The organism is Streptomyces sp. NPDC127084, assembly GCF_042724175.1.
Classification (GTDB): domain Bacteria; phylum Actinomycetota; class Actinomycetes; order Streptomycetales; family Streptomycetaceae; genus Streptomyces.
The window spans coordinates 1-13,479 of sequence record NZ_JBHXFA010000008.1 but is presented as its reverse complement, the minus strand read 5'-3'; the positions used below and the strand labels follow the sequence as shown (position 1 = coordinate 13,479).

Here is a 13,479-nt window from a genome sequence, read left to right as displayed (position 1 = left end):
GCGGTCCAGTATGGTCAACACCCGGTGGCCCGCCGCGTGGTGGGGGCCGGCGCCCTCGGTGTGGGGGCGGGGGGCCACGGGCGAGGCGAGGTACTTGCGGAAGGACTCCTTGAAGCCCCAGTCCAGAGTGCCGTCCTTCAGCTCCAGCGCCGGGGCGCCGGAGGCCTTTTGCGCGGCGAGGGCGGGGAGGGCGAAGGCGGTGGCGCCGAGGGCGGCGGCCGTGGTGACGGCGGAGACGAAGGCTATGGGGCGTCTGGAGGCACTGGCGGGCATGGGCGGTGGTCTCCTCGAAGGACTACTCGATGGTGGTGGGGTGGGTTGTGCGGGGTGGGGGTTATGTGGGGTGGGTGCTGACGGGGTGTCGGTCAGTCGGTGGTGCCGGCCCGGGTACGGCGGCGTACGGCGTACCCGGCGATCGCGGCGGCGATGAGCACGCCCGCCCCGATCCCGGTCACGGTCAGCGCGCCGGTACCGCTGGACGATCGGGCGCGGGTGGACGATTCGGCGGGTGCGGTGGCCTTCGCCTTCGGCGCGGACGTCGCGGTGTCGCTGCCCAGGTCGGGCAGCGCGGGAAGCCGTGTCTGCGCGTCCAGGGCCACGGCGAGGGACACCGGGTCCATCGCGGTGCCCGCCTTGTACAGCGATCCGAACGCCTTGGCGCCCTCGGCCGTCAGGGTGGCAGGGGCCTCGGTGACGACGGCGAGCCCGGACTTCGCGGCGAAGTCCCTGACGGGGAAGGTGATGAGCGGTACGGCCCGGTCGGTCCTGCCGTCCCGTCTCACATCCGCGCTGAGGCTGCCACGGCCGCCGCGCACGGTGACCGCGATCCGTCCGAGCGTCAGGTCGAGTCCGGTTCCGGTGAAGCGGACGGTGCCGGTGAAGTCCGCGTCGAGCGTCTGCCCGCCGGGATCGTACGTTCCCTTGCCGCGTGGGAAGCGGAAGAGCGCGCCGCCGTTCTGGGCACCTGCGCCGAGGACCCAGGAGCCCTTGGCGATGGGGCCGGTGACGTACTCGCGGAAGGTGCGGCGTATCCCCCAGTCGACGGCCGCGTCCCGGAACGCGCCCTGCGGCGGCCGGGCTGCGGTGGCCTCCGGGAGTTGCGGCCGCGGGGACGCCGGCTGCGACGGCTGCCGGGCCGGAGCTGCGGTGCGTACGTCCACGGACAGGGTCACCGGGTCGAGCGCGGTCCCGGCCGGGTAGTAGCCCGCGAAGGCGGTGGCGCCCCGCGAGGTGAGGGTGGCGGGGATGCCGCTCAGCCCGATGGGGCTGCCGCCGCCCCGCATGTCGATACCGGAGAGATCCAGCGAGGCCAGCGGCACCTGGGCCGACGTGGTGGTCTTGCCCGAACCCTTGGCCTTGTTCGTCATGTCGGCGTAGAGGGTGCCGCTGCCGCCGCTGATGCGGACGGTGGGGCGGCTGATGGCGAGGTCGAGAGCATGGCTGCCGTCCGCCGCCCGGTGGCCCAGGAAGTGGACTCCGCCCGCGAAACGGGCGGTGAACGCTCCGGTGTCCGGGTCGTAGCTGCCGCTGGCCGAGTGGAAGCGGTACTGGCTGCCGCCGACGGTGGCCGCTCCCCCGGTCAGCTTCCAACTCCCGTGGGCGATGGGACCGGTGACATAGCTCTGGAAGGAGGACTTGATACCCCAGTCAAGCCTGCCGCCCTGGACCGTACGGCTCTCCGCGTGCGCGACACCCGCCGGGAGCACGGCCCCGGCAAGGGCGAGGAACAGCGCGGCGACGAGAGCCCGAACGGGTCGGCCCGGTCTGCACGGCAGCATGAAGCACCCCTCCAAGGGCTGGCGGGCAAGGTAAGGCTAACCTAAGCTACCCCCGTCGCTTCTGGAAGCCCCCAGCTCGCCCGGGTCGCGGAAACGGCCTGAATCAGCTTCAACTACAGGCTGACTCAGGGAAGTTGATGAGAAGTCGAGAACTGGCAGTACTGGACCGACAGGACGGAGCTCTTCGGTGCGCAGATTCCGCGTGATGGCGAGTGCGCTGGTTTCCACGCTCGCCCTCGCCCTGACCGCGACGGGCTGCGGCGGCGGCGCCAGCCCTGCCGGGACCGAAGTCGTACCCGCCACGGCAGCGCCTCCCGACCGGGTCGAGCCCCTGAGCACCGCACCCCGCCCCCGACTGCCTGTCACGGTCGCCTCGGCGGACGGCACCAGGGTCGTCGTCAGCTCCGCCGACCGGATCGTGCCGCTGACCGGCTCGCTCAGCGAAATCGTGTTCACGCTGGGCCTCGGCAAGCACGTGGTGGCCCGGGACATCACCGCCACCTTCGAACAGGCCACCGCTCTCCCGGTGGTGACCCGCGGCCATGACGTCTCGGCGGAGAGCGTGCTGTCGTTGAAGCCGACGGTCGTGCTCGCCGACACCGCCACCGGCCCCGCCGAGGCCGTCGCCCAGATCAGGGACGCCGGCATCCCGCTGGTCGTGGTGGGGCCCGCGAAGGGCCTGGACGACGTGGGCAGGCGCATCGACACCGTAGCCGCCGCCCTCGGCGTACCGTCATCGGGCACGGAGCTGAAGCAGCGCACCGAGCAGCGGATCGCCGCCGTGCGCGAGGACATCCCGGCCGGGCCGGCTTCGGCGGCCGGTGGCGGCGACGCGGCCCGGAAGCCACGGGTCGCCTTCCTCTATCTACGGGGCACCGCCGCCGTCTATCTGCTGGGCGGGGCCGAATCCGGGGCGAGTTCGCTGCTGGAGGCGGCCGGAGCGGTGGACGCAGGCAAGGAGTCGGGGCTGACCAAGGACTTCACCCCGCTCACCAGCGAGGCACTCGCCAAGGCCGCGCCGGACGCCCTGCTCGTCATGAGCAAGGGCCTCGCGTCGGTCGGCGGTGTCGACGGACTCGTCAGGATCCCGGGGGTCGCCCAGACGCCGGCGGGCGCGGACCGCAGGGTGGTCTCCATCGAGGACGGCGTGCTGCTCAACTACGGGCCGCGCACGGACGAGGTGCTGCGCTCGCTGGTCGAACAGCTCTACGGAAACGGCGGGGACCAGAAGTGACCGTGTCCCCGGCCCGTACCGGCGCCGCCCCTTCGGCCCGGATCCCGGACCCGCAGCCGTCCGGTAGCGCGCGGCGGCGGCGCCCCACCGCGTATCTCCTCGCCACCGGCCTCACCGTTGCGCTGCTCGCGCTGTGCCTGCTGTCCGCCGGACTCGGGGCGTACCACCTGCCCCTCGGCGATGTGCTCGCCTCCGTACTGCACCGGGCCGGGCTCGGCGGTCACGCCCTGGAGCACACGGCGGAGAGCGTGCTGTGGAACATCCGGCTGCCGCGCGTGGCGCTGGCCCTGCTCGTGGGCGCGTCCCTGGGGTGCGCCGGGGCGCTGATGCAGGGGGTGTTCGGCAATCCGCTGGCCGAGCCCGGGGTGATCGGGATCTCGGCGGGGGCGGCGGTGGGCGCGGTCGGCGCCATCGCGCTCGGGCTGGGCTTCTTCGGCAACTGGACGGTGACGGTGTGCGCGTTCGTCGCCGGGCTCACCACGGTGTCCCTGGTGTATGTGATGTCGCGCTCGGGCGGCCGTACGGAGGTCGTGACGCTGATCCTCACCGGCATCGCGGTGAACGCGTTCGCGGGCGCGATGATCGGATTGTTCGTGTTCTTCGCGGACAACGCCCAGATCACCCAGATCACCTTCTGGCAACTCGGTTCGATCGCCCAGGCGACCTGGCCGAAGGTGCTCGCCGTACTGCCGTGCGCGGCGATCGGACTGCTGGTCGCGCCGCTGTACGCACGGCAGTTGGACCTGCTGGCACTCGGTGAGCGGTCGGCCCGCCACCTCGGTGTGCGGGTGGAGCGGCTGCGGGTCGTCATGATCCTGGTCGTGGCGCTGCTCACTGCCGCGGCGGTCGCCGTGGCCGGGGTCATCTCCTTCGTGGGCCTGCTCGTGCCGCATCTGCTGCGCATGGCGAACGGTCCAGGGCACCGCTTCCTGGTGCCGGGCAGTGCGCTGGGCGGTGCGGTGGTGCTGGTGGCGGGGGATCTCGCGGCGCGTACGGTGGCCGCCCCGGCCGAACTCCCGCTCGGGGTGCTGACGGCGCTGTTCGGCAGCCCGTTCTTCTTCCTGCTGCTGCGGCGCACCCGGCGCAGGCAGGGAGGATGGGCATGAGGCGCCGCATCGGGCTGAAGGGGCGCCTCGTCCGGGAGCGCGAGCTGCCCGGACGCCCGTCCCCCGGTGACGTGGTGCTCGAAACCCGGGCCCTGCGCGTACGCCTCGGCGGCTCGCTCGACGCCCTGCGCGGAGTGGACCTCGTCGCGCGCGGGGGTGAGGTGGTGGCGCTGGTCGGTCCGAACGGCGCCGGGAAGTCGACGCTGCTCGCCGCATGCGCCGCGGACCTGGCCCCGGCGGCGGGTGAGGTACGGATCTGCGGGCGGTCGGCCGCGGACTGGGCGGCGCCCGCACTCGCGCTGCGCCGTGCCGTACTCCCCCAGGAGGCCGCGCTGTCGTTCCCGTTCACCGCCCTGGAGGTGGTGCGGATGGGCCGCGCGCCTTGGTCCGGGACTCCGTTCGAGGACGCCGACGAGGCGGCGGTCGCCGAGGCCATGGAGCGTACGCAGACGACCGCCTTCGCCGAACGGCCGTTCTCCGCGCTGTCCGGGGGCGAGCGCGCGCGGGTGGCCCTGGCGCGCGTACTCGCCCAGCGAGCACCGCTGCTGCTGCTCGACGAGCCGACCGCAGCGCTGGATCTGCGGCATCAGGAGCTGGTGCTGAGGATCTGCCGGGAGCGTGCGGCGGCCGGCGACACGGTCGTGGTGGTGCTGCACGACCTGGGTCTCGCCGCCGCGTACGCGGACCGGGTGGTGGTGCTCGACGGTGGGCGGGTCGCGGCCGCCGGGCCGCCGGAGCGGGTGCTGTCGGCGGAGCTGGTCGGGGACGTCTACCGGCAGCCGGTGGACGTACTGCGCCACCCCGCGACGGGGGCGCCGGTCATCGTGCCCAAAAGGGGCACTTGACCTGTGCTTGACCCAGACTGGGGGCGGACATGACACATCCGTGATCGGACCGTTCTCGGGCGCTTCTTATGAGAGCCGAATCACTGGACGGACGGCATTCGCTCAGGTAAGCCTCGGTTAAGTTAGGTCCGCCTCACAGCCGCGGAACGCCCGTTCCGCGGCTGTTGTCCGTGTGTCCGTTCACTCGTGGAGCCTGTATGCGACCCGTCCGTCTCTCCGCCCTCACCGCCGTGGCCGCCGTGACCGCTCTCACCGCCGTCACCGGCTGCGCCGAGAAGGGCGACGCCAAGGGCGGCCACGGCGCCGTCAGCGTCACCGCGAAGGACGACGCGTGCGAGGTGTCCACGAAGGAGTTCCCGGCCGGGCACGTCCAGCTGGACATCGAGAACAAGGGCTCCAAGGTCACCGAGGTCTACATCCTCTTCCCGGACGACCGCATCGTCACCGAGCGGGAGAACATCGGCCCCGGCACCAAGGCCAGCCTCACCGCCGAGGTCAAGGCCGGTGAGTACGCGATCGCCTGCAAGCCCGGCATGAAGGGCGAAGGCATCCGCCAGCAGGTCAAGGCCACCGGCGGCACCGTGGCCAAGCGCTCCCCGGAGATGGACAAGGCCGTCGCCGCCTACCGCACCTATGTCCAGCAGCAGGCCGACGAGACGCTGCCCAAGACCAAGGTGTTCACGGACGCCGTGCGCGCCGGCGACATCGAGGCGGCCAAGAAGGCCTATGCCGACTCCCGTATCGGCTGGGAGCGCACCGAACCGGTCGCCGAGTCCTTCGGCGACATCGACCCGAAGGTCGACCTGCGTGAGGACGGCGTCGCCGACCTGGAGCCGGGCCAGAAGTGGGGCGGCTGGCACCGCCTCGAGAAGGCACTGTGGCAGGACAAGAAGATCGGCGCCGAGGAGAAGGCCTTCGCCGACACCCTCGACAAGGACCTCGCGGACTGGGTGAAGAGGGTCGGCACCGCCGAGATCACCCCCACCTCGATGGCCAACGGCGCCAAGGAGCTGCTCGACGAGGTCGCGACCGGAAAGGTCACGGGTGAGGAGGAGCGCTACTCCCACACCGACCTGGTCGACTTCAAGGCGAACGTCGAGGGCGCGCAGAAGTCCTACGAGCTGCTGAAGCCGGTGGCGTCGAAGAACGACGCGAAGCTGGTCGCCGAGCTGGACAAGCAGTTCGCAGCGATGAACACGCTGCTCGACAAGTACCGCGCGGACAAGGGCACCTACGTGTTCACCTCGTACGACAAGGTCACGGCGGCTCAGCGCAAGGAGCTGTCGGACGCCGTCAACGCGCTGGCCGAGCCGCTCTCGAAGCTCGCCGCCGCAGTCGTCAAGTAACGCAACGCGAGGACGTGAAGGGACGACGCAGCATGTCCGAAACGACGAAGCCCGCTGGATCCACCGGGCCTTCGGAAACCGCCGGATCCACGGGAGCACCCGGATCCGCGGGATCCACCGGCTCCACGGTCACTGAATCCACTCAATCCCCTGAACCCACGGGGGCCGCTGACTCCACGGCGGCGGCCCGCACCGCGGTCGAGGAGCCGAACGTGACGCCCTCGCGGCGCTCACTGCTGGGCTGGGGCGGTGCCGGACTCGCGCTCGGCGCCGCCGTCGCGGGAGGTGCCGGCGCCTTGGCGCGCGGCGCGGACGAGCCCGTGCCCGCCGCCCTCAGCGGTGCGGCGGTGCCCTTCCACGGCACACACCAGGCGGGTATCGCCACCGCCGTACAGGACCGGCTGCACTTCGCCGCGTTCGATGTGAAGACCACGGACCGCGCCGAGCTGATCCAACTGCTCAAGGACTGGACCCGCGCCGCCGAGCGGATGGCGGCCGGGCAGCCGGTCGGCGAGGGCGCCTACGGCGGTCTCGCCGAGGCCCCGCCGGACGACACCGGTGAGGCGCTCGGTCTGAAGCCGACCCGGCTGACCCTCACCATCGGTTTCGGGCCGTCGCTGTTCGACGACCGGTTCGGTCTGAGGAGCAGCAGGCCCCCGGCGCTGATCGACCTGCCGAAGTTCGCCGGGGACAACCTGGACCCGGCCCGCAGCGGCGGTGACCTGTGCGTCCAGGCCTGCGCCGACGATCCGCAGGTCGCCGTTCACGCCATCCGCAACCTGGCCAGGATCGGCTTCGGCAAGGTCACGGTGCGCTGGTCCCAGCTCGGCTTCGGCAAGACCTCCTCCACCACCCCGGAGGAGCAGACCCCGCGCAACATGATGGGCTTCAAGGACGGCACCCGGAACATCTCGGGCACCGACACGAAGGCCCTGGACGAGCATGTGTGGGTGTCGGAGAAGGACGGCCCGGCCTGGATGGCCGGAGGCTCGTACCTGGTGGCGCGCCGGATCCGGATGAACATCGAGACCTGGGACCGCACTTCGCTCCAGGAGCAGGAGGACATCTTCGGCCGTGACAAGGGCGAGGGCGCCCCGGTCGGCAAGGCGAAGGAGCGCGACGAACCGTTCCTGCCCGCGATGCTGCCGACCTCGCATGTCCGACTTGCCCACCCGGACTCCAACGGCGGGGCCAAGATGCTGCGCCGCGGCTACTCCTTCACGGACGGCACGGACGGACTGGGCCGCCTCGACGCGGGCCTGTTCTTCCTCGCCTACCAGCGGGACGTGGCCAAGGGCTTCGTCCCGGTGCAGCGCAGCCTCGCGACGGACGACCTCAACGAGTACATCCAGCACGTGGGTTCGGCGCTGTTCGCCGTCCCGCAGGGCGTCCACGACAAGAACGACTGGTGGGGCCGGGCGCTGTTCTCGTGACCAGGTACACCAGCAGGTACACCAGAAGGGACTCGCCGTGTTCGGCAACTATCTGATCGGTCTGCGCGAGGGGCTCGAGGCCAGCCTGGTGGTCTGCATCCTCGTCGCCTACCTGGTGAAGACGGGCCGGCGGGACGCGCTGAAGCCGATCTGGGCCGGTATCGGCGTCGCGTGCGCGCTGTCGCTGGCGTTCGGCGCGACGCTCGAATTCGGTTCGCAGGAGCTGACGTTCGAGGCGCAGGAGTTGCTCGGCGGGTCCCTGTCGATCGTGGCGGTCGGCCTGGTCACCTGGATGGTGTTCTGGATGCGGCGTACCGCGCGGCATCTGAGGGCGGAGCTCGGCGCCAAGCTGGACGCCGCCCTGGAGATGGGTACGGGTGCCCTGGTGGCGACGGCTTTCCTCGCCGTCGGCCGTGAGGGTCTGGAGACCGCGCTGTTCGTGTGGGCGTCGGTACGCGCCGCCGCCGACCAGGGCGGTACGTCGGCCCCGCTCACCGGGGTGCTGCTCGGAATCGCGACGGCGGTCGTGCTGGGCTGGCTGTTCTACCGTGGCGCGCTGAGAATCAACCTGGCGAAGTTCTTCACCTGGACGGGTGGAATGCTGGTCGTCGTGGCCGCGGGTGTGCTCGCGTACGGCGTCCACGACTTGCAGGAGGCCCGTTTCCTCGGCGGTCTGCCGGACAAGGCCTTCGACGTCAGCGAGACCATCCCGCCGGACAGCTGGTACGGCACCCTCCTGAAGGGTGTGTTCAACTTCCAGCCCGACCCGACCGTCCTCCAGGTCACGGTGTGGGCCCTGTATTTGATCCCGGCACTCGCGCTGTTCCTCTCCCCGGTAGGGTTCGGACGGTCAGTGGGGGTCGAGAAGCAGAAGGCAACCGATGAGCAAGGCCAAGAGCAGGCTGAGCCGGGCGGTGACGGGGCTCGCGGCGCCGACGGTGACAGTGGTGCTGTCGCTGGCGGCGAGCGGGTGCGTGACGGTTCACGGCGAGCTGGAAGTCGTACCGGCGGCGACGACGACTGACGCCGCGCAGGCCCTCGACGACTTCACCGAGGCGTACAACGCGGCGGACCGGGCCTACGATCCCGCGCTCGACGCGGCTCAGGTGACCGGCGCACTCGGGGCGATCAACCAGGCCGGGCTGAAGGCACGCAGCGTGACCAGCCCGCGCGGCAATCCCCAGCACCGGCCGCTGGAGCTCACGGACGCCAAGTTCCACATCCCGCGGAAGGCGGGCTGGCCGCGCTGGTTCCTGGCGGACACCGACAGCAACCGTGACGTGGACAGCGGCGACCGGGACTCCCGCTGGCTGGTGGTGTTCGTGAAGACCGCCGGCGACGCGCAGTGGGAGGCCTCGTATCTGGCCATCCTCAGCCGCAGCGAGGTCCCCCGATTCCGTACCGACCAGGACGGCTACGCCGTGCCGGTGGCGGGCGACTCGGACGAGACGGCGGTGGCTCCGGACCAGCTGAGCAAGGACTACGCCGGGTATCTGAGCGATGGCAAGCCCGCGGTCTTCGCCGCTGGTGAGGCCACCAGCGAGTGGCGCGAGCGGCGCGAGCAGAAGTCGCGGCGGACGTCCGGGCTTGTCACCGAGTACGTCGACCAGCCGTTGAACAGCGGTCAGTTCGCGCCGCTGGGTCTGGTCACGGACGACGGCGGGGCCCTGGTCTTCTTCTCCATGCGCTACTACGAGCGCCAGACGGCGCCGCAGGGCTACCGGCCGAAGCCCAACGCGGACGAGAAGGCGCTGATGACCGGCGAGATCAAGAACACGCTCACCAAGGAGTGGATGTCCAGCCAGGCGGCGAAGGTGGCTCCGCGCGGCGGCAAGGAGCCCACAGTCGCGATACTGGGGCGGCTCCAGGGTGTGACCTCGGCGAAGGGCTCGTGAGCGGCCCGTGGGCGTCGGCATAGGCGCCTCGTGAGCGTCGTCAGAGGCGCGGGCTCGTGGGCACGGGTGTAGACAAGGACTCGTGAGCGCGGGCTGGTGTCCCGTATGCGGGGCGTCAGCGGCGCATACGGGACACGGCCCTCAGCGGCGCACCGGCCACGCCACCGAATCCCGGTCATGCGCGTCCGTCTCGTCCGCGTACCGGGCGCAGGCGTCGGCGAGCGCCTCCAGCAGCGTCAGCGGGTCCGGGAGCGGGTGCTCGGGGCCCCGTACCCAGTCCACGGTCAGCCCGTCGGGCAGCCGCGCGGGCGGCACGAGGACATAGCTGCCGCGGCTGTGCCAGCGCAGGCCAGGATGCTCGTCCATGGTCTCCGGATGGCAGTCGAGCGCGCAGGGCCACCACTCGTCCTCGTCCTCCGGGGTGCCGCGGGTGGCGGTGAAGAACAGCATCCGCCCCTCTCCGGACTCGGCGACCGGGCCGACCTCGGGCCCTTCCCCGAGCAGCCGCTCCAGGGCCGCCCGACCGGCTGGGGCCGGGACGTCGAGGACGTCGTGGACCATGCCGGTGGCGGTGATGAAGTTGGCTTCCGGCTGCTCGTCCGCCCAGCGTTCGATCGTGGCCCGCTCGTGCGTGGCCTGGGTCTGCCAGGCGAAGGAGACCGGGTGGCGGGCCGGGGTGGGGCAGCCGATGCGCTCGCAGGAGCAGCGGAAGCCGGCCGGATGCGCGGCAGGCGCCAGCGGCAGTCCGGCACCCGCGGTGGCGAGCAGCAGTTCGACGCGGTCCGAGGCGGTGTCGGCGGCGTCCTCCCGGGCGCGCCTGCGCAGCCACTGCGGCAGCCGGGTCTCCCAGCCCGTCCTGCCGCGCGCCCCGCGCTCGCGATCACGGTCGGTTCCGCTCGCACGGTCGGTGCCGCTGCCGCCTTCGATGCCGCCGATGTTTTGACTGCCGTCGCCCATCGATCCCCTCACCTCAGTTTCCCCCTGTGGTCCCCGCCATGGTCCCACCATCGGACGGACGAGGTGGCCGCACCCCCCGATCGGGTGGCCCGGCCCCCGGTCAGGACCCGGTCAGGGCTGGATTCGGGGGCCGGTGGGAGGGCAGCGGCGAACGCGGGCGCGGCAGGTCGGCCGCGGGTCGTTTCACGGGGCCGCACACCAGCAATACATGTAGCAGTACATGTGATGAACCAACCGTTCGGATCACATGCGTAGCCCCTGGATGGCGCACTATTGCCGCACGCACAACCGTGCGTCGCTGCTCTGCTCTGACGTTCCTGAGGAGCCTGCATTGCCTCGTGACGCTAGATCCCGCCGCTACCTGATGTGCCCACCCACGCACTTCGAGGTGACGTACTCCATCAACCCCTGGATGGACCCCGGGAAGCCCGTCGATCTGCCGCTGGCCATGGCCCAGTGGGAAGACCTGCGCGACCGCTATCTCGCGCTCGGCCACACCGTCGAACTGCTCGATCCACGCCCCGACCTGCCCGACATGGTGTACGCGGCGAACGGCGCGACCGTGGTGGACGGGCGGGTGCTCGGCGCGCGCTTCGCGCACCGGGAGCGGGAGGCCGAGGCGGAGGCGCATCTGGAGTGGTTCCGTGCGCACGGGTTCGCCGAGATCCATGAGCCCGTGCACATCAACGAGGGCGAGGGGGACTTCGCGGTCACCTCGACCTATGTGCTCGCCGGGCAGGGCTTCCGCTCCAGCCCGCTGTCCCACGGCGAGGCCCAGGAGTTCTTCGGCAGACCGGTGATCGGTCTCGAACTGGTGAACCCGCGCTACTACCACCTCGACACGGCGCTGTGCGTGCTGGACGACGAGCGCGACGAGATCATGTACCACCCCGGCGCCTTCTCGCCGGGCAGCCAGGCGGTGCTCGCCCGCCTCTTCCCCGACGCCCTGCTCACCAGCGAGGAGGACGCGGCGAGGCTGGGGCTGAACGCGGTGAGCGACGGCCGCCATGTGGTGCTTCCGCAGGCGGCGACGGGCCTGTTCGAGCCGCTGCGGGAGCGGGGCTTCGAGCCCGTCGGCGTGGACCTCGGGGAGTTGCTGAAGGGCGGCGGCAGTGTGAAGTGCTGTACGCAGGAGCTGCGGGCCTGAGTCCGCACGGGCTTCGCACGTCCCGGGCGCCGGTGTCCGGCACCCGGGACACCCCGTAGAATTCGCCGGTGAACGCCGCTGAACCCGCCCGCTCCCCCGGCCACCACCCAAGCCCCGGCCCTGGCCACGGCACGCCCCGGGCCGGTCTCGGTACTGCTCTCGCCGGCCTTCTGGAGGGGTTGCCGCAGGGCAGGGTCGCGCAGGCCGTGGACCGGTTGATCGCCAGCTACCGGGGGGACACCCCGACGGACGCGCCGGTGCTGCGGGACCGGGCGGATGTGGCCGCGTACGCCGCGTACCGCATGCCCGCGACCTTCGAGGCGGTGCGTTCCGCGCTGCGGGCCTTCCGCACCGCCGTGCCCGACTGGGCGCCGGCCACGCACACCGACATCGGCGGCGGCACCGGCGCGGCGAGCTGGGCCGTGGCCGATGCCTGGCCGGAGGGTACCCAGCGCACCACCGTGCTGGACTGGGCGGAGCCCGCACTGGCGCTGGGCCGGGAGCTGGCCGCGACCGCCGGGTCGCCCGCGCTGCGCGGTGCGAGCTGGCACCGGGCCAGGATCGGGGCGGCCATGGGACTGGAGCCCGTGGACCTGGTCACGGTGTCGTACGTCCTGAAGGAGCTCACGGAAGCCGACCGGGCCGCCGTGGTCGAACAGGCCGCTGCGGCGGGCGAGACGGTGCTGATCGTGGAACCGGGCACCCCCGACGGCTATGAGCGGATCATCGAAGCCCGCGACCGGCTGATCGCGGCGGGCCTGCGGGTCGCCGCACCCTGCCCGCACAGCGGCGGCTGCCCGATCGTCCCCGGCAGCGACTGGTGCCACTTCGCGGCCCGGGTCAGCCGTTCGTCACTGCACCGGCAGGTGAAGGGCGGGTCGCTGGCGTACGAGGACGAGAAGTTCGCCTACGTCGCGGCCACCCGCGTCCCGGCGGTTCCGGCACCGGCCCGGGTCGTCCGCAAACCGCAGATCCGCAAGGGCCAGGTGCTGCTCGACCTCTGCTCGGACGACGGGGCCCTGCACCGCACCACGGTCACCAAGCGGCATGGCGCGCTGTACCGCGAGGCCCGCGACACGGGCTGGGGCGCGGAGTGGCCGCCGCCGGCCACGTAGCCGGCCGGCCGTCAGGGACGTCCTGCCGTCAGGCTCGGCGCCGACGTCGTGGGTAGCTCGTCGGCGGCGACTGACCAGAAGCGGTCCTCCTTGAGCGTCACGGTGCGGCTGCGGCCGGCTGACGCTTCGATGTGCCGGAGTGCCCCGTCGAAAACGTGACGAAGCCGATCCACCGGAATCCGCACGGGTTCGTCGACCATGGCACCAGGCCACCCGCGCTAAGCACTTGCCTCAGTGGACTCGGCCGACTGAGAGGCCTGGTCGGCCTGGTCCGATGGCGCGGACTTGCGGGGGTCGCCACCCTCGCCGCGCCAGGGACGGCAGAGTGCCAGGAAGCACCCCAGCGCGCCGAGTGCGCACACCAGTTGCACCACGGCCATGGGTACGGCGGTCGCCTCGCCCGCGATCCCGACCAAGGGTGAGGCGACCGCCCCGACGAGGAACGCGGACGTACCCATCAGAGCCGAGGCGGTCCCCGCGGCGTGCGGGGTGCGCATCAGCGCGAGCGCGTTGGTGTTGGGCAGGCACAGGCCCATCGCGGACATCAGCACGAACAGCCCGGCGGCGATCGGGACCAGCCCGACCTCGCCGAAGACCCCGGAGGTCATCAGCAGCAACGCGAG

At 71.7% G+C, this 13,479-nt stretch carries 13 protein-coding genes and 1 pseudogene; 9 read left to right on the top strand and 5 right to left on the bottom strand.

The features are described from left to right. Together ACFWI9_RS03625 and ACFWI9_RS03620 are read right to left on the bottom strand one after the other, a co-directional pair. Positions 1-273: HtaA domain-containing protein (locus ACFWI9_RS03625; protein ID WP_387158842.1), on the bottom strand; the 273-nt coding region annotated here is incomplete at its 3' end. 92 nt (positions 274-365) lie between these two features. Then, positions 366-1,778, bottom strand: coding sequence for an HtaA domain-containing protein (locus ACFWI9_RS03620; protein ID WP_387158841.1), 1,413 nt, complete (start codon positions 1,776-1,778; stop codon positions 366-368). Between the two features lie 205 nt (positions 1,779-1,983). Between ACFWI9_RS03620 and ACFWI9_RS03615 the strand changes: the two genes are divergently transcribed. The 7 genes from ACFWI9_RS03615 to ACFWI9_RS03585 all read left to right on the top strand — a co-directional run bounded on the left by ACFWI9_RS03615 (position 1,984) and on the right by ACFWI9_RS03585 (position 9,637). Continuing rightward, positions 1,984-3,012 carry a hemin ABC transporter substrate-binding protein gene (locus ACFWI9_RS03615; protein WP_387158894.1) on the top strand — a complete coding sequence of 343 codons (1,029 nt, stop codon included), beginning with the start codon at positions 1,984-1,986 and terminating at the stop codon, positions 3,010-3,012. Positions 3,013-3,053: 41 nt separating this feature from the next. Beyond that, on the top strand, positions 3,054-4,118 hold the full coding sequence (locus ACFWI9_RS03610; RefSeq protein WP_387158893.1) for a FecCD family ABC transporter permease: 1,065 nt from the start codon (positions 3,054-3,056) through the stop codon (positions 4,116-4,118). Next, positions 4,109-4,963 (top strand): heme ABC transporter ATP-binding protein, encoded by an 855-nt coding sequence (locus ACFWI9_RS03605; protein ID WP_387158840.1) that lies wholly within the window; start codon positions 4,109-4,111, stop codon positions 4,961-4,963. Before ACFWI9_RS03610 ends, ACFWI9_RS03605 begins: the two co-directional genes overlap by 10 nt. Positions 4,964-5,160: 197 nt before the next feature. Further along, positions 5,161-6,309, top strand: coding sequence for an iron uptake system protein EfeO (gene efeO / locus ACFWI9_RS03600; protein WP_387158839.1), 1,149 nt, complete (start codon positions 5,161-5,163; stop codon positions 6,307-6,309). Positions 6,310-6,521: 212 nt separating this feature from the next. After that, positions 6,522-7,742, top strand: coding sequence for an iron uptake transporter deferrochelatase/peroxidase subunit (efeB, locus tag ACFWI9_RS03595; RefSeq protein ID WP_387158838.1), 1,221 nt, complete (start codon positions 6,522-6,524; stop codon positions 7,740-7,742). 37 nt (positions 7,743-7,779) lie between these two features. Further along, entirely contained in the window at positions 7,780-8,766 is a 987-nt protein-coding gene (efeU, locus tag ACFWI9_RS03590; protein ID WP_387158837.1) for an iron uptake transporter permease EfeU, read from the top strand. Beyond that, on the top strand, positions 8,717-9,637 hold the full coding sequence (locus ACFWI9_RS03585; RefSeq protein WP_387158836.1) for a hypothetical protein: 921 nt from the start codon (positions 8,717-8,719) through the stop codon (positions 9,635-9,637). Before efeU ends, ACFWI9_RS03585 begins: the two co-directional genes overlap by 50 nt. Positions 9,638-9,778: 141 nt before the next feature. Here the strand turns inward: ACFWI9_RS03585 and ACFWI9_RS03580 are convergent, their stop codons facing one another. Then, positions 9,779-10,594, bottom strand: coding sequence for a bifunctional DNA primase/polymerase (locus tag ACFWI9_RS03580; RefSeq protein WP_387158835.1), 816 nt, complete (start codon positions 10,592-10,594; stop codon positions 9,779-9,781). Positions 10,595-10,925: 331 nt separating this feature from the next. Between ACFWI9_RS03580 and ddaH the strand changes: the two genes are divergently transcribed. Both ddaH and ACFWI9_RS03570 read left to right on the top strand, forming a co-directional pair. Further along, on the top strand, positions 10,926-11,741 hold the full coding sequence (gene ddaH, locus ACFWI9_RS03575; RefSeq protein WP_387158834.1) for a dimethylargininase: 816 nt from the start codon (positions 10,926-10,928) through the stop codon (positions 11,739-11,741). Positions 11,742-11,911: 170 nt separating this feature from the next. Continuing rightward, positions 11,912-12,856, top strand: a complete 945-nt coding sequence (locus ACFWI9_RS03570) for a small ribosomal subunit Rsm22 family protein (protein ID WP_387158892.1) — start codon at positions 11,912-11,914, stop codon at positions 12,854-12,856. Positions 12,857-12,867: 11 nt separating this feature from the next. Here the strand turns inward: ACFWI9_RS03570 and ACFWI9_RS03565 are convergent, their stop codons facing one another. Continuing rightward, on the bottom strand, positions 12,868-13,056 hold the full coding sequence (locus ACFWI9_RS03565) for a hypothetical protein (RefSeq protein ID WP_387158833.1): 189 nt from the start codon (positions 13,054-13,056) through the stop codon (positions 12,868-12,870). A gap of 18 nt (positions 13,057-13,074) precedes the next feature. Then, positions 13,075-13,479: pseudogene (locus ACFWI9_RS03560) on the bottom strand (hypothetical protein); the annotation flags it as partial.